The 14,973-nt window shown below is 71.2% G+C and carries 16 protein-coding genes; 10 read left to right on the top strand and 6 right to left on the bottom strand.

The features are described 5' to 3' along the window. Positions 1-158: 158 nt before the first annotated feature. Entirely contained in the window at positions 159-1,580 is a 1,422-nt protein-coding gene (locus tag ACZ7L1_RS36070; protein WP_471443503.1) for a sensor histidine kinase, read from the bottom strand. A gap of 9 nt (positions 1,581-1,589) precedes the next feature. Continuing rightward, entirely contained in the window at positions 1,590-2,276 is a 687-nt protein-coding gene (locus ACZ7L1_RS36065) for a response regulator transcription factor (RefSeq protein ID WP_103843240.1), read from the bottom strand. Positions 2,277-2,631: 355 nt separating this feature from the next. Between ACZ7L1_RS36065 and ACZ7L1_RS36060 the strand changes: the two genes are divergently transcribed. The 8 genes from ACZ7L1_RS36060 (at position 2,632) to ACZ7L1_RS36025 (ending at position 9,161) form a co-directional block, all read left to right on the top strand. Further along, positions 2,632-3,408, top strand: coding sequence for an amino acid ABC transporter ATP-binding protein (locus ACZ7L1_RS36060; protein WP_471443501.1), 777 nt, complete (start codon positions 2,632-2,634; stop codon positions 3,406-3,408). Between the two features lie 203 nt (positions 3,409-3,611). Then, positions 3,612-4,451 (top strand): glutamate ABC transporter substrate-binding protein, encoded by an 840-nt coding sequence (locus tag ACZ7L1_RS36055; protein WP_471443499.1) that lies wholly within the window; start codon positions 3,612-3,614, stop codon positions 4,449-4,451. A 77-nt stretch (positions 4,452-4,528) separates the two neighbouring features. After that, a complete protein-coding gene (locus ACZ7L1_RS36050; protein WP_471443497.1) occupies positions 4,529-5,194 on the top strand; it encodes an amino acid ABC transporter permease in 666 nt (221 codons plus the stop codon). Continuing rightward, positions 5,191-6,075, top strand: a complete 885-nt coding sequence (locus tag ACZ7L1_RS36045; protein ID WP_471443495.1) for an amino acid ABC transporter permease — start codon at positions 5,191-5,193, stop codon at positions 6,073-6,075. The genes ACZ7L1_RS36050 and ACZ7L1_RS36045 overlap by 4 nt, the downstream gene beginning before the upstream one ends. Before the next feature lie 172 nt (positions 6,076-6,247). Next, positions 6,248-7,933 carry an FAD-dependent monooxygenase gene (locus ACZ7L1_RS36040; protein WP_471443493.1) on the top strand — a complete coding sequence of 562 codons (1,686 nt, stop codon included), beginning with the start codon at positions 6,248-6,250 and terminating at the stop codon, positions 7,931-7,933. A 130-nt stretch (positions 7,934-8,063) separates the two neighbouring features. Beyond that, positions 8,064-8,150, top strand: a complete 87-nt coding sequence (locus ACZ7L1_RS36035; RefSeq protein ID WP_315986099.1) for a putative leader peptide — start codon at positions 8,064-8,066, stop codon at positions 8,148-8,150. A gap of 70 nt (positions 8,151-8,220) precedes the next feature. Continuing rightward, entirely contained in the window at positions 8,221-8,763 is a 543-nt protein-coding gene (locus ACZ7L1_RS36030; RefSeq protein ID WP_471443491.1) for a cupin domain-containing protein, read from the top strand. Further along, positions 8,760-9,161, top strand: coding sequence for a rhodanese-like domain-containing protein (locus ACZ7L1_RS36025; RefSeq protein WP_471443488.1), 402 nt, complete (start codon positions 8,760-8,762; stop codon positions 9,159-9,161). Before ACZ7L1_RS36030 ends, ACZ7L1_RS36025 begins: the two co-directional genes overlap by 4 nt. Before the next feature lie 95 nt (positions 9,162-9,256). Here ACZ7L1_RS36025 and recX read toward each other — a convergent pair whose 3' ends face one another. Beyond that, positions 9,257-10,039: a recombination regulator RecX gene (gene recX, locus ACZ7L1_RS36020; protein WP_471443487.1), complete on the bottom strand. Its 783-nt coding sequence runs from the start codon at positions 10,037-10,039 to the stop codon at positions 9,257-9,259. Between the two features lie 3 nt (positions 10,040-10,042). Continuing rightward, complete coding sequence (gene recA, locus ACZ7L1_RS36015) at positions 10,043-11,173, bottom strand: recombinase RecA (protein ID WP_471443485.1); 1,131 nt, start codon at positions 11,171-11,173, stop codon at positions 10,043-10,045. Between the two features lie 406 nt (positions 11,174-11,579). Between recA and ACZ7L1_RS36010 the strand changes: the two genes are divergently transcribed. Then, positions 11,580-12,314: a hypothetical protein gene (locus tag ACZ7L1_RS36010; RefSeq protein ID WP_471443507.1), complete on the top strand. Its 735-nt coding sequence runs from the start codon at positions 11,580-11,582 to the stop codon at positions 12,312-12,314. 10 nt (positions 12,315-12,324) lie between these two features. Here the strand turns inward: ACZ7L1_RS36010 and ACZ7L1_RS36005 are convergent, their stop codons facing one another. Next, positions 12,325-13,539, bottom strand: coding sequence for an AI-2E family transporter (locus ACZ7L1_RS36005; RefSeq protein ID WP_471443483.1), 1,215 nt, complete (start codon positions 13,537-13,539; stop codon positions 12,325-12,327). Between the two features lie 59 nt (positions 13,540-13,598). Next, positions 13,599-13,793 (bottom strand): DUF3046 domain-containing protein, encoded by a 195-nt coding sequence (locus ACZ7L1_RS36000; protein ID WP_471443481.1) that lies wholly within the window; start codon positions 13,791-13,793, stop codon positions 13,599-13,601. Between the two features lie 79 nt (positions 13,794-13,872). On the opposite strand from ACZ7L1_RS36000, the gene ACZ7L1_RS35995 reads away from it, so the two are divergent. Next, a complete protein-coding gene (locus ACZ7L1_RS35995) occupies positions 13,873-14,817 on the top strand; it encodes a hypothetical protein (RefSeq protein WP_471443479.1) in 945 nt (314 codons plus the stop codon). Positions 14,818-14,973: the final 156 nt, after the last annotated feature.

Here is a 14,973-nt window from a genome sequence, read left to right as displayed (position 1 = left end):
AGCCGTGGTGCGGGGGGACGGGAGCGGGAGGGTACGACCTGGGGTCGGCTTGTCTTCGTCGGAGCCCCCCCCCCCCCCCGGAGCCCCGATCGGCCTCAACCGCCCCGTGCCCGAACGCAGGACAGGCCGGTGGCGCCCTGCCCCGGCTGCGAAGGCCCTCAAACCCCGGCGCGTCCCGCCCCGGTCGCCGTCCGCGGAAGCGACACCGTCACCCTGAGGCCGCGCGGCTCGTGATGCGCGTAAGAGATCGAGCCCCCGCCCGCCGCCAGCAGCGTCTGGGTGATCGACAGGCCGAGGCCGGAGCCCTTGATGTTCTGGTGGGCGGCGCCGCGCCAGAAGCGGTCGCCGACACGGGAGAGTTCCTCGTCGCTGAGGCCGGGGCCGCCGTCGGTGACCACCACGGTGGCGGTGTCACCGGCGGCCGCGACCTCCACTTCCACGCTCCGGCCCGCGGGTGTGAACTTCACCGCGTTGTCGATGACCGCGTCCAGCGCGCTGGACAGGGTCACGGGGTCCGCCCAGGCCGTGGTGGCCGGGCAGCTGCCGGTCAGCCGTACGCCCTTGGCCTCGGCGGCCGGCCCCCAGGCCGCGACCCGCTCGGCGGTCAGCGCGCCGATGTCGGTGAGCCTGAGGTCCGCCTCGGCGTGCTCGGCGAGCGCCAGGTCGAGCAGATCGTCCAGGACCTGCGCGAGGCGCTTGCCCTCGGTGCGCACCGAGGCGATCTCCTCGTTGTCCTCCGGCAGTTCCAGCGCGAGCAGTTCGATGCGCAGCAGCAGCGCGGCCAGCGGATTGCGCAACTGGTGGGAGGCGTCGGCGACGAAGGCGCGCTGCTGCTCGAGGACCTGCTCGACGTTGTCCGCCATCTCGTTGAACGACCGGGCGAGACGCCTCAGTTCCGGCGGCCCGCCCGCCGCCGCGACCCGGGACTTCAGGCGGCCGGTCGCTATGTCGTGGGTCGTCGCGTCCAGGACCCGCACCGGTCTGAGCACCCATCCGGTCAGCCGCAGCGCCGCGCCGACGGCGAGCAGCATCGCGGCGACCTCCCCGGCGCCGATGAACAGCCAGCCGTGCAGGATCTTCGACCGCATCTGCCCGGTGGGTGAGTCGGTGACGACGACCGCGACGACGTCACCGTCGCGGATGACCGGCGAGGCGACCACGAGCCGGGTGCGCTGCCAGGGCCAGACCTGCTCGGGATCGTGGCTGCGCCGCCCGAGCAGGGCCTCGTTGAAGGCGTCGCGTCCCTCGCCCTTCTCGGGCAGGAACCAGTCCCCCGGCGCGTTGGCCATGGGCGTGTCGTCGCGGTAGAAGACGCCGGCCCGGATGCCGTACACGCTGTAGTACATGCGCAGTTCGCCGGCCAGGGTCTCGCCGCGCTCGTCCGTGGCGTCGGCCCGGGAGCCGGTGGGCCGGTCGGTGACGAACTGTGCGAGTGCGGCGAAGCGCGCCGTGTCGTCGATGCGGTCGACGACGACCCGCTGCTGCTGTGCTGCCGCGAGGCTCACCGCGAGCGGCACACCGAGCGCGAGCAGCACGGCCGCCATCAGGACGATGAGCAGCGGAAGGAGACGTGTGCGCACCCGTACCCGCTACGCGGCCGGGGCGACGAGCCGGTACCCGACGCCGCGCACGGTCTCGATCAGCGCGGGCATGCGCAGCTTGGAGCGCAGGGAGGCGACGTGCACCTCCAGGGTGCGCCCGGTCCCCTCCCAACTGGTCTGCCACACCTCGCTGATGATCTGCTCACGTCGGAACACCACACCGGGGCGCTGGGCCAGCAGGGCCAGCAGGTCGAACTCCTTGCGGGTCAGCTGGACGACCGAGCCGTCCACGCTGACGCGGCGAGTGGGGAACTCGATGTGCACGGGCCCGAGGCGCAGCGCGGTCTCGGTGGCGCCGGTGTCGTCCAGGTGCGGGGTGCGTCGGCTGACCGCGTGGATGCGCGCGAGCAGTTCCCCGGTGTCGTACGGCTTGACCACGTAGTCGTCGGCGCCGAGGTTCAGGCCGTGGATCCGGGACCGCACGTCCGAGCGCGCGGTGACCATGATCACCGGGGTGCCGGTGCGCTTGCGGATCTTGGCGCAGACCTCGTAGCCGTCCTGGTCGGGCAGGCCCAGGTCGAGCAGGACGACGCCGAAGCCGGCGCCCTCGGGGACCAGCGCCTGCAGTGCCTCCTCGCCGCTGCGGGCGTGCGTGACCTCGAAGCCGTGCCGGGCCAGGACCGCGGACAGGGCGGCCGCGACGTGGTTGTCGTCCTCGACGAGAAGCAGTCTCATGCCGGCCCCCTCCGGTTTCTCGGTCCCACGGTCTGTTCGGCCCTACGGTCTCTGTGCGCTCTCGGCGTGCGCAGGGGCGTCGCCCCGCACCGCAAAAGACGTCACCCACCCGAACACGTGGGCACGCGCGCGTGCACCAAGGAAGTCAGGCCGATGAACGAGGACGCCGTCAAGAGACTTCGGGCCGCGGGCGGCTTCCGTTACCCAGCCGGTACGCGGTCGGCCGGATTCGCTACGACTCGTGTCCGGCCGCTACCGGATTGTGATGCTCAGATCTCCCTCAGATGTAATGACGCTGGTCGTGCGGCCTCACTACTGTCCTCCGAAACCGAGCGAGGACGGAGCCAGTGAGCACATGACCGAAGTATCGGTGGCCAAGGACTCGGTGGCCGCGACCGACGAACTGGTCGTCCTGAGGAGCGTCAACAAGCACTTCGGCGCGTTGCACGTGCTCCAGGACATCGACCTGACCATCGCGCGTGGTGAAGTCGTCGTGGTCATCGGCCCCTCCGGGTCCGGCAAGTCCACCCTGTGCCGCACCATCAACCGTCTGGAGACCATCGACGCGGGCGAGATCCTGATCGACGGCAGGCCGCTGCCCCAGGAGGGCAAGGAGCTGGCCCGACTGCGCGCCGACGTCGGGATGGTCTTCCAGTCCTTCAACCTCTTCGCGCACAAGACGGTGCTCGAGAACGTGATGCTGGGCCAGATCAAGGTCCGCCGAACGGACAAGCAGAAGGCCGAGGAGAAGGCGCGCGCGCTGCTCGACCGGGTGGGCGTCGGCACCCAGGCGGACAAGTACCCCGCCCAGCTCTCCGGCGGCCAGCAGCAGCGTGTCGCGATCGCCCGCGCGCTGGCGATGGACCCCAAGGTCATCCTCTTCGACGAGCCGACCTCGGCCCTGGACCCCGAGATGATCAACGAGGTCCTGGAGGTCATGCAGCAGCTCGCCCGGGACGGCATGACCATGGTCGTGGTCACCCATGAGATGGGCTTCGCCCGTTCGGCCGCCAATCGGGTGATCTTCATGGCCGACGGGCGCATCGTGGAAGAGGCTCGGCCGGACCAGTTCTTCAGCAACCCGCGCAGCGACCGGGCGAAGGACTTCCTGTCGAAGATCCTGCACCACTGACGCCCCGCGCCGGGGGGCATCCGGCCGCTCACCCCGAGCGTCCCACCGCCGACACCCCGCACAGCCCGCGTCACCGCCACCGACGGCCCGCGTCACCATCGACACCCCGCACGGCCCGCGTCACCGCCGCCGACGGCCCACGGCCCGCCTCCCGGGCGCCGGTCCCCGGTCCGCATCTCTTCACCACGCAAAGGATGTTCACCATGAAGCTCCGCAAGGTCACCGCGGCCACGGCCGTCGTCCTCGCCCTCGCCACCGCCGCCACCGCCTGCGGATCGGACAAGAAGAGCGACGGAGGCTCGTCCTCCGGCGGCGGCAAGACGATCAAGATCGGCATCAAGTACGACCAGCCGGGCATCGGCCAGAAGACGCCGCAGGGCTACTCCGGCTTCGACGTGGACGTCGCCACGTACGTCGCCAAGCAACTCGGCTACAACGCCGACCAGATCGAGTGGAAGGAGTCGAAGAGCGCCGACCGCGAGACCATGCTGCAGCGCGGTGACGTCGACTTCATCGTCGCCTCGTACTCGATCACTCCGAAGCGCCAGGCGAAGGTCGACTTCGCCGGCCCGTACCTGCTCGCCCACCAGGACGTGCTGATCCGCGCCGACGACAACTCCATCAAGTCGCCCTCGGACCTGAACTCCAAGAAGCTGTGCTCGGTGACGGGCTCGACCTCGGCGCAGAACGTCCACGACAAGCTCGCCCCGAAGGCCAACCTGCTGCAGTACCCGACGTACTCGGCCTGCCTGACGGGTCTGCAGAACGGTGCCGTCGACGCGCTGACCACCGACGACTCGATCCTCGCCGGCTACGCCTCGCAGGCCGCGTTCAAGGGCAAGTTCAAGCTCGGCGGCTTCAAGATGACCAACGAGAACTACGGCATCGGGGTCAAGAAGGGCAGCGATCTCAAGGCGAAGATCAACAGCGCCCTGGAGAAGATGGTCTCGGACGGCTCGTGGAAGACGGCCGTGGAGAAGAACTTCGGCCCCGCGAACTACAAGTACGAGCCCGCGCCGAAGATCGGCAACATCGTCCAGTAAGCAGGGCTCCGCGGGTGCGCCGCCCACGGGGGAGCGGCGCACCCGGGCCTGTCCGACACGCGGAAGCGCGGGACCTCATGTTCGACTTTCTTGATCGCTACGACCTGCTGGGAGCGTTCTGGACGACGGTGCAGCTCGCCGTCCTGTCCGCGATCGGCTCCCTGATCTGGGGCACCTTGCTGGCCGCCATGCGGGTCGGGCCGGTGCCGGTGATGCGCGGCTTCGGGGCCGCGTACGTGAACATCGTGCGGAACATCCCGCTGACGGTGATCATTCTGTTCACCTCGTTGGGGCTCAACCAGACCCTGGGTGTCGGCCTCGGCGCGACCGACTTCAAGGTGATCAACTTCCGGCTCGCCGTGCTCGGTCTGGCCCTCTACACCTCGGCGTTCGTGTGCGAGGCGCTGAGGGCCGGCATCAACACCGTGCCCGTCGGGCAGGCGGAGGCGGCCCGTGCGCTGGGGCTGAGCTTCGGTCAGGTGCTCAGGCTGGTGGTGCTGCCGCAGGCGTTCCGCTCCGTCGTCGGCCCGCTGACGAACGTCCTGATCGCGCTGACCAAGAACACCACGGTTGCGGCCGCGATCGGCGTCACCGAGGCGGCCCTGCTGATGAAGGAGATGATCGAGAACGAGGCCCAGCTCCTGCTGATCTCCGCGGTGATCGCCTTCGGGTTCGTGTGTCTGACGCTGCCGACCGGCCTGATCCTCGGCTGGGTGGGCAAGAAGGTGGCGGTGAAGCGATGAGTTCCGTCCTTTACGACGCCCAGGGCCCCCGGGGCAGGCGGCGCAACGTCGTCTACACGGTGGTGTTCCTGGTCGTCCTGGCCGCGCTCGGGTGGTGGGTGTTCACCAGCCTCGACGACAAGGGCCAGCTCGACTGGGAGAAGTGGAAGCCGTTCTTCGGCGGTACGGAGGCATGGACGACGTACCTCTGGCCGGGCATGCAGAACACGCTGAAGGCGGCCGCCCTCGCGATGCTCATCTCACTGCCATTGGGCGCCGTCCTGGGCATCGCCCGGCTCTCCGACCACGCCTGGATCCGGATCCCGGCCGCGATCGTCGTCGAGTTCTTCCGCGCCATCCCGGTGCTCGTCCTGATGATCTTCGGCCTCGCCCTGTTCGCCCAGTACACGGATGTCAGCACGGACGACCGCCCGCTGTACGCGGTGATCACCGGCCTCGTCCTCTACAACGCCTCCGTCCTCTCGGAGATCGTCCGGGCGGGCATCCTGGCCCTGCCGAAGGGCCAGGGAGAGGCGGCACTGGCGATCGGTCTGCGCAAGAACCAGGTGATGCGGTTCATCCTGCTGCCGCAGGCGGTGACCGCGATGCTGCCGGCCATCGTCAGCCAGCTGGTGGTGATCGTGAAGGACACCGCGCTGGGCGGAGCGGTCCTCACCTTCCCGGAACTGCTGGCCTCGGTCTCGCCGATGAGCTCCTACTACGGCGCCAACACCATCGCCAGCTTCACGATCGTGGCCGTCATCTACATCGCCATCAACTTCTCGCTGACGACGTTCGCGAGTTGGCTGGAGAAGCGGCTGCGGCGCGGCAAGAAGTCGACCGGCGCGGTGCTGCCCCCGGCGGCGGTCGGGGCCGCCGAGTCGACGGGCGCGGCCGCCTGACGGCTCCTCAATCCCCTGGGGCGCAGAGGGCAGTGGCGTCACGCCACTGCCCTCGTCGCTTGACGGGCGCTGCGGCAATGGGTTGCATACGGTGTGTGATCGTGCACCCCACTCCACCTGCCTGTTCCCGAACGTTCCCCCACACACCACGCAGGGCGGGGGGCGCCGCACCGTGGACCCGGTGATCATCGTGGGAGCGGGGCCCGTCGGGCTCTCGCTCGCGCTGGCTCTGGCGCGGCAGGAGGTGCCGTCCGTGGTCCTCGACGAGGGAACGGGCAAGGACGAACAGCGGGCCGCGCGCACGGTGGTGCTGCGCGAGGACACGGCCGCCCTGATGGAGCGCCTGGCCGGAGTGCCGCTCACCGGGCCGGGGCTGCGCTTCACGGGGTGGCGGTCGATGCGGCGCAAGCAGGTCACCCGGAAGGTCGTCTTCTACGCGGAGGGCACACGGCAGGAGGAGTCCGGCGGCGGGTACGGGCCCGGTGCCGAGCGGGCCCCCGAGGGCCGCAAGGGCACGGTGGAGGAACCCGGAGGGCCGGCACCGCTGCACATCGCGCAGCACGTGCTGACCGGAGCCCTGCGCACCGCCATCGCCGGACAGCCGCTGGTCAAGGTCGCCGTCGAAAGCCGCCTCGACGCCCTCGAACAGGAACCCTCAGGCGTCACCGCGCACACGCGTGGCCCCCGGAACACCTGGTGGCGCGGCAGCCACCTGGTCGGCTGCGACGGGCCCCGCTCGACGGTGCGCAAGCTCCTCGACATCCGCTTCCCCGGCCGTACGGCGGTGGAACGGCACGCCGTCGCCGCCCTGCGCGCCGAACTGCCCTGGCCCGGCGAAGCACTGCTGCACCGCATGCCGCCGTGGCGGACGTCGGGTCCCTCGGGCGGCGAGGTCACGGCGCGTCCCCTGCCCGACGGGGTGTGGCGGCTGGACTGGCTGCTGCCGCCGGGCAACGACCTGGTCACGCCCGAACTGCTGGTGACCCGCGTCCGGGAGACCCTCGCCGGATGGAACGGGGGGACCACCCCCGCCTACGACCTGCTGGACACCGGCGTCCACACCGTCCACCACCGGCTCGCCCGCCGCTGGCGCGTCGGCCGGGTCTTCCTCGCCGGGGACGCCGCGCACCTGCTCGGCGCGCTCGGGACGCAGGGCCTCGACGAGAGCCTGCGGGACGTCGACAACCTCGCCTGGAAGCTGGCGCTGGTCTGGCACCACGGGCCGCACGAAGCGCTGCTCGACAGCTACCAGGCGGAGCGCCGCGCCGTCGTCGCGGCCCGGCTGCGCGCCGCCGACCAGACGCTGCCGCTGCTGCGCGGCAGCGGGGGCCTGCGGTCCTACGTACCCGGATCCGCCCGCGGCCATGACGCGCTGCTCACGGACGGCCACCTGGGCAGGGGCGCGCTGGGCATGCCGGGGACGTACGCCGCCTCGCCGCTGGCGACAGCGGACGGCGAGTCGACGGCGTTCGTGGGCACAGAGCCCGGAGCGCAGGTGGTGGACGTACGGGTGACCGCGGAGGACGGGGCGTCCGTACGGCTGCGGGACCGGCTCGGCCGCGGATCGCTGCTCGTGGTGCTGGTCGCGCCGGGCACCGGCGTATGGGAGCGCAAGCACTGGGTGTCGGCCGGGATCATGCCCCGGCTCGCTGCGGCGGTGACGGCCCTGCCGCATCCCGCGGAGCTGCTGGTGGCCGAGAGCTACCCGGGCGCCGCCGCCCACACCGTCCTGCTGATCCGGCCGGACGGCCATCTGGTGACGGCGCTCGCCGGGGTGCGCCCCGCGGACCTGTACGCGGCGGCCGAGGCGGCACTGGGCGGTCCGGCGAAGACACAGGCGGCGGCGAGCGCGCGCTGAGGCGCCGTGCAGCCGTGTGAGGGAAGCCCGTTGCCTCCACAAAGCCCGTTGCCTGAACGCACGGTCACCATGAGGTCCACATGGTGACCGTGAGTTGACCCGTCGACACCGCCATGGTGTACTCCGGACCATGACCGACACGTATGCGCGCCTGTGGCGGAGGGTCCATATGGACCTCGTCCGCTATGCGGGCTGCGTGTGTCGCCCGTCCTGTTGAACTCGCTTCCTTCACCGCGCGCAGTGCCCCTGCCGCCGCGCGCCCCGGCGAACCCTCAGGACGGTACCCCTTGTCTGTCTTCCCTTCTGTGCCCCTGTCCGCGGACTCCCCCCGGACCGAGGCCCCCACCCAGGCCGAACTCCTCGACTTCGCTCGCCGTGCGGCCGCCGACGCCGAGCTGATCGCCTCACTCCCGCTGGATCCCGAGGGCCGTACCTGGGTACGGCTCGAGGGTCCCGGCGGCAGCGAGGCCTGGCTGATCGGCTGGCCGCCTGGCACGGGCACCGGCTGGCACGACCACGCCGAGTCGGTCGGCGCCTTCGTCACCGCAACGGGCGAACTCAAGGAGAACTCCCTCGCGGTCCGGCTGCCGTCCGACGGCTGGAAGACGCTGGAACTCAACCACGGAGTCGACCGGGAGCGGCGACTGCCGGCCGGTCAGGGCCGCTCCTTCGGCCGGCACCATGTGCACGAGGTGCTCAACGAGTCCACCGAGCGACACGCGGTCTCGGTGCACGCCTACTACCCGCCCCTGCCGCAGATCCGCCGCTACAGTCGCACGGGGCAGGTGCTGCGTCTGGAGCAGGTCGAACGCCCGGAGGACTGGCAATGAGTTCCGCACCCGAACACCCCGTGGGCATCGACGAGCTGCTGGAACGGGTCCGCGAAGACCTGGACCGGGTGGAGCCCACGGAGGCCCACGAGGCTGCACGGGCCGACGAGGCCCTGCTCGTGGACATCCGCTACGCGGCCCTACGGGACCGTGACGGACTCATCCCCGGCGCGCTGGTCGTCGAACGGAACGAACTGGAGTGGCGCCTGGACCCGCAGGGCAGCCACCGCCTCCCCGAGGCCACCGGCCACGACCTGCGTGTCGTGGTCGTCTGCAACGAGGGCTACGCCTCCAGCCTGGCCGCCGCCTCCCTCCGCCAACTGGGCCTGCACCGCGCCACCGACCTGGTGGGCGGCTTCCAGGCCTGGAGAGCGGCGGGGCTGCCGGTGACGTCGTAGGGGACGGCTTTGCTGGGGTTGGACGTTGGGGCTCTGGGCTTGTTGGGGGCTTGGGCTTCGTGATCGAGGGGAGGGCCCCTCCCCCTCCCCCGGCGTCAGACCCCCTCGTCCCCCAGCCCCTCCGTGTCCTCCCCCTCCTCCGCCAGGGCCTGGCGGACCACGCGCAGGGCCATCCCCTCGGGATAGCCCTTGCGGGCGAGCATGCCCGCGAGGCGGCGCAGGCGTTTGTCGCGGTCGAGGCCCCGCGTGGCGCGCAGTTTGCGGGCGACGAGCTCGTGCGCGGTCGCCTCTTCCTGTTCGGTGTCCAGCTGTCCCACCGCCGCGTCGATCAGCGCGGAGTCCACGCCCTTCGTCCGCAACTCCTGGGCGAGCGCCCGGCGGGCCAGGCCCCGGCCGTGGTGCCGGGATTCCACCCAGGCGTCCGCGAAGGCGCTGTCGTCGATCAGGCCGACCTCCTCGAACCGCGACAGCACCTCCTCCGCGACGTCCTCGGGAATCTCCCGCTTGCGCAGGGCGTCCGCGAGCTGTTTGCGCGTACGTGGAGTTCCGGTGAGCAGACGCAGGCAGATCGCCCGCGCCTGCTCGACCGGGTCCCCCGGATGCTCCCCCGTCCCGGCCCTCGACGAGAAGGAAGAGCCTCCGTCCTGTGGGGCGTCGGCCGGCTCCCCGCCACCGCGCCGCCGCCTTCGCCCGCGTCCGCCGCGCACGCGGCCCTCGCCGCGTGGAGCGTCCTCGCCGTGCGCGTCCGCGTCCGCGTCGCCGCGCACGTCGTCGTACGCCCCGTCGTCGCCCCCGACGAACCCCGTGTCGCGCCCGCTTCCCCGCCGCTGCGGGGCCATGGGGTGGGCGTACTCGGCCCAGTCGGTTCGTCGTGTCATGGGCTAGCTCTTGGCCGCCGGGGCCTTGGCCTTGACCGCCTTGGCCGCCGGTGCGGGCGCCGCCTTGGCGGTGTCGTCGGCCGTGGGAGCGGCGGCGCTCGCCGCGTCCGTGCCCGGCTCGGCGGTGGGCTCCTCCGGCCGGACCCCGACGCCCAGCTTCTCCTTGATCTTCTTCTCGATCTCGTTGGCCAGGTCGGGGTTGTCCTTGAGGAAGTTGCGCGCGTTCTCCTTGCCCTGGCCGAGCTGGTCGCCCTCGTACGTGTACCAGGCGCCGGCCTTGCGGACGAAGCCGTGCTCCACGCCCATGTCGATCAGGCCGCCCTCGCGGCTGATGCCCTGGCCGTAGAGGATGTCGAACTCGGCCTGCTTGAAGGGCGGGGCGACCTTGTTCTTGACGACCTTGCAGCGGGTGCGGTTGCCGACCGCCTCCGTGCCGTCCTTCAGGGTCTCGATGCGACGGATGTCGATACGCACCGAGGCGTAGAACTTCAGCGCCCGGCCACCGGTCGTGGTCTCCGGGGAGCCGAACATCACGCCGATCTTCTCGCGGAGCTGGTTGATGAAGATGGCGGTGGTCTTGGACTGGTTGAGCGCGCTGGTGATCTTCCGCAGGGCCTGGCTCATCAGGCGGGCCTGCAGACCGACGTGGCTGTCGCCCATCTCGCCCTCGATCTCCGCGCGCGGGACGAGCGCCGCGACGGAGTCGATGACGATGAGGTCGAGGGCGCCGGAGCGGACCAGCATGTCCACGATCTCCAGGGCCTGCTCGCCGTTGTCCGGCTGGGAGAGGATCAGGTTGTCGATGTCGACGCCGAGCTTGCGTGCGTACTCGGGGTCGAGGGCGTGCTCCGCGTCCACGAAGGCGACCTGGCCACCGGCCTTCTGCGCGTTCGCCACCGCGTGCAGGGTCAGGGTCGTCTTACCGGACGACTCCGGACCGTAGATCTCGACGACGCGGCCGCGGGGCAGGCCGCCGACGCCGAGGGCCACGTCGAGCGCGGTCGACCCGGTCGGGATGACCTCGATGGGCTCCTTGGACCGCTCGCCCATGCGCATGACCGCGCCCTTGCCGAATTGTCGTTCAATCTGTGCGAGGGCGGCGTCGAGGGCCTTCTCGCGGTCGGTACCTGCCATGGGTTCCACCCGGTTTGCTTGAGTCGATCGCTTCACGTCAAAGACGCTAACGCCTGCCACTGACAATGCGCCCCGACGCTCGTCCGGCTGTGGATAACTCGGGCACTTCTCCGTCAAAACCGTGTCGAAATCCCCGCCGTGAGCCCCGCCGGAGTCTCCATAGGAATGGATGTTCGATTTTTGTGTCAAGCGCACCGATAGGCACCTGCGAGCGCACGGTCCACGGTCCCGCACGCACAGCGGCCCGGTGCCGGGCTACTCCCCGCGGGGTACGGCGGGTGTCTTCGGCCGGAGGACGACGGGCCGAGGCCGCCCCCGGGAGCCTTGCCCCATGGAAATCGAGAGGCTGCCGGGGACGCCCACCACCGGGGCGTTGCCGTCACTCCTGCCGGAACGGCGATCCGGCATGCGCCCGGTGGAGCGCCTTTGCCATGCGACCGGTGTCTTCCTGGTCGTTTCCGGTCTGCTGCACCTGGTGGTGTTCCTCGTCGACGGCGGCCCCTGGGACGGGCCCGTCTCCTGGCGCAAGCCCTTCACGTTCGGGCTTTCCTTCGGGCTCACGCTGATCGCGGTCACCTGGGTGACGTCGTACCTCCGCGTCGGGGCGCGGCTCCGCACGGTGCTGCTCGCCGTGTTCGCCGCCGACTGCGTCGTGGAGGTCGCCGGGATCACCCTCCAGGCGTGGCGGCGCGTGCCCTCGCACCTCAACACCGAGACGCCCTTCGACACGGCGGTGGCGATGACGCTCGCGCTGGGCGGCGCCGTCCTCGTCGTCGTGCTGTCGACGTTCGCCGCCGCCGCGTTCCGGCACCGGCCGGACGGCCCCCTCGGCATGGCGCTCGCGCTGCGCTCCGGGTTCGCGATCCTGATCGTGGCGCTGCTCTCGGGCGCCGTGATGATCGCGCGCGGGACCGTGCTGTCCCGCACCGGGCACCAGCAGGCGGCGTACCACTGCACGGCGCCGCTCAAGCCGCTGCACGGGGTCAGCCTGCACGCCGTGCTGGTGCTGCCCGCGCTGGCCTGGCTGCTGTCCCGCACGTCCTGGCGCGAGGCCACCAGGCGGCGGGTCATGTACGTGGCGGTCGGCGGCTACGCGGCCGCGGTGCTCGGAGCGGGGATCTGGGCGGCTGTCTCCTGGTGAGCGGGTGCCCTCAGCGCTCGAACAGCCGCCGCACGCGCGCCGTGAGGCTGCCCGGGCCGCGCGTGCGGTGCCCGTGGACGCGGGGGTCGTCGGTGACGTCGTAACGCTTCACGTACGCCCCCAGGAACGCCTGCAGCGTGGCGACCGCGGGGATGGCGATCAGTGCGCCCACCGCGCCGAGGAGGGCGGTGCCCGCTATGACGGACCCGAAGGCGACCGCGGGGTGGATGTCCACTGAACGCGCGGTCAGCTTGGGCTGCAGCATGTAGTTCTCGAACTGCTGGTACACCACGACGAAGATCAGCACCCACAGCGCGTACCAGGGGTCCACGGTGAAGGCGATCAGCATCGGCAGGGCACCCGCGAGATAGGTGCCGATGGTGGGGATGAACTGGGAGACCAGGCCGACCCAGACGGCGAGCACGGGCGCGTACGGAATGCTCAGGGCCTGCAGCAGGACGTAGTGCGCGATGCCGGAGATCAGCGCCATCAGGCCGCGCGAGTAGAGGTAGCCGCCCGTCTTGTCGACGGCGATCTCCCAGGCGCGCAGCACCTCGGCCTGCCGGGCGGGCGGCAGCACCGAGCACAGCGCGCGCCGCAGCCTGGGCCCGTCGGCGGCGAAGTAGAACGAGAACAGGCCGATCGTCAGCAGCTGGAAGAGGCCGCCCAGGACCTGGGCGGAGACGTCCAGGACACCGGTGGCGCTGTTCTGGACGTACTTTCTGAGCCAGTCGGAGTGGACCAGGCTGTCCTGCACGTCCACGCGTCTGACATGGGTGTGGAACGTGGTGTTGATCCAGTTGATCACCGAGTCGAGGTAACCCGGGAAGCCCTCGACCATCTTGATGATCTGGCCGGCGAGCATCGAGCCGAGCAGCGTGACGAACCCGGCGACGGCGATCGCCAGGCCGAGGAACACGAGGAAGGTGGCCAGCCCCCGGCGCATGCGATGGGCGGCCATCCAGCTGACCGCGGGCTCGATGGCGAGCGCCAGGAAGAACGCGATCAGGATGTTGATCAACAGGCCGATGAGCTGGTGGAACGCCCAGCTGCCCAGTTGGAAGACGGCGATGAGCGCAAGCGCGAGCACCATGGCGCGCGGCAGCCAGCGCGGCATACGGGCGCCCTGTGCGGCGCCGCCGTCCGACGGGGGCGGCTGGGGCGGTGTCGTGCCGAGCGGTGATGCCTGCTGGGGGACCTGCGCGGTCTCGTCTGTCGGGGCCACGGAGCAAGTCTCGCCCACACCGGCGGCATCCGGGGACCCCTGTGGATCTCCGCGCTTCTTCAGCGCTTCTCCCGCGGAACGTCCATGGCCGTGCACACGGCGCGCCACACGTCCCTGGCCTCCCAGCCTGCTTCCAGCGCCTGGCGCACGGTGCGCCCGCCGAGTTCCGACATCACGTGGTCGCGCGCGAAGGTGTCGGCGTAGGCCTCACCGAAGTGATCCGCCATCCGCTGCCAGAAGACCGTCAACCGCATGACACCAGTATCCCGCCCCTGAGAGTGGGGCCGGGCCGGGACGGCTTGCCGAGAACGCTTTCCGTCCTACGGTCTGTCCATGGCCGAAACCGGAGCATCCCCACTCCTTCCCGCGCCCTCGGCGCGCACCCCGCTCTCCCGCGCCGAGCACTTCGTGTGGCTCACCGCGCGCGTGCTGGAGCAGCGCCGTTTCGCGTACCACTTCCTGGGCGGCGGCGCCGATCCCGTGGAGACCGCGCTGGCCGCCTACCGCAACGAGGACGAGGGGTACGGTCACGCCCTCGAACCCGATCTGCGCGGCCCGGTCAGCCAGCCCCTGCACACCGCCCACGCCCTGCGAGTGCTGGACTCGATCGGCCGTTGCGGCGGCCAGCGGGTGGAGCGCGTGTGCCGCTATCTGACCGCCGTGTCGACACCGGACGGCGCCCTTCCGGCGGTGCATCCCGTGCAGCGCGGCTATCCGGCCGCGCCCTTCGTGCCCATCACCGACGACCCGCCGAGCGATCTGCTCGCCACGGGCCCGGTGGTGGGCCTGCTGCACCGCAACGAGGTGTGGCACGCGTGGATGTTCCGGGCCACCGACTTCTGCTGGCAGGCGGTCGAGTCCCTGGACAAGTCGCATCCGTACGAGGTCGAGGCGGCCGTGGCGTTCCTGGACTCGGCGCCCGACCGCCCGCGCGCCAAGGCCGCGGCCGACCACCTGGGCCGCCTGGTGCGTGAACAGCGACTCGCGGTCCTGGATCCGGACCGTCCGGAGGCGTATCCGGTCGCCTCCGGGTACGCACCGGGCGAGCACCACTTCCCGTACGACTTCGCGCGTACCCCGGACTCCCTCGCACGCGCGTGGTTCACCGACGAGGAGATGGCGCGTGCCCTGGACTGCCTCGCCGCCGAGCAGCAGGAGGACGGCGGCTGGCCGGTCCGCTGGCGCCAGTGGGCTCCGGGCACCGCCCTGGAGGCCCGCCCCATGGTGACCATCGATGCGCTGCTCACCCTCAGGGCGTACGGACGGCCCATCGGCTGACGGAGGGCGACCCTCACGCGCGCGCCGCCCCGGGGCACACGGACCGGCCGACCGCCGACCGCCGACCGCCGCGCCCGTCGCCGCCGGCATCCTGCCGTCATCACCCCCGGGCCCGCGCACGGCCCCTTCCGCGCCGGGCCCGGTCGGCCCCGCCCA

This window comes from Streptomyces sp. NPDC107546 (assembly GCF_055639175.1).
The sequence above is the reverse complement of the archived record's forward strand: the minus strand, read 5'-3'. Positions and strand labels throughout refer to the sequence as shown.

Bases quoted from the DNA above. Each gene is read 5' to 3' on its own strand.
- ACZ7L1_RS36065 (WP_103843240.1), bottom strand. From the start codon at position 2,276: ATGAGACTGCTTCTCGTCGAGGACGACAACCACGTCGCGGCCGCCCTG.
- ACZ7L1_RS36060 (WP_471443501.1), top strand. From the start codon at position 2,632: ATGACCGAAGTATCGGTGGCCAAGGACTCGGTGGCCGCGACCGACGAA.
- ACZ7L1_RS36055 (WP_471443499.1), top strand. From the start codon at position 3,612: ATGAAGCTCCGCAAGGTCACCGCGGCCACGGCCGTCGTCCTCGCCCTC.
- ACZ7L1_RS36050 (WP_471443497.1), top strand. From the start codon at position 4,529: ATGTTCGACTTTCTTGATCGCTACGACCTGCTGGGAGCGTTCTGGACG.
- ACZ7L1_RS36045 (WP_471443495.1), top strand. From the start codon at position 5,191: ATGAGTTCCGTCCTTTACGACGCCCAGGGCCCCCGGGGCAGGCGGCGC.
- ACZ7L1_RS36035 (WP_315986099.1), top strand. From the start codon at position 8,064: ATGACCGACACGTATGCGCGCCTGTGGCGGAGGGTCCATATGGACCTC.
- ACZ7L1_RS36025 (WP_471443488.1), top strand. From the start codon at position 8,760: ATGAGTTCCGCACCCGAACACCCCGTGGGCATCGACGAGCTGCTGGAA.
- recX (WP_471443487.1), bottom strand. From the start codon at position 10,039: ATGACACGACGAACCGACTGGGCCGAGTACGCCCACCCCATGGCCCCG.
- recA (WP_471443485.1), bottom strand. From the start codon at position 11,173: ATGGCAGGTACCGACCGCGAGAAGGCCCTCGACGCCGCCCTCGCACAG.
- ACZ7L1_RS36010 (WP_471443507.1), top strand. From the start codon at position 11,580: ATGCGCCCGGTGGAGCGCCTTTGCCATGCGACCGGTGTCTTCCTGGTC.
- ACZ7L1_RS36000 (WP_471443481.1), bottom strand. From the start codon at position 13,793: ATGCGGTTGACGGTCTTCTGGCAGCGGATGGCGGATCACTTCGGTGAG.
- ACZ7L1_RS35995 (WP_471443479.1), top strand. From the start codon at position 13,873: ATGGCCGAAACCGGAGCATCCCCACTCCTTCCCGCGCCCTCGGCGCGC.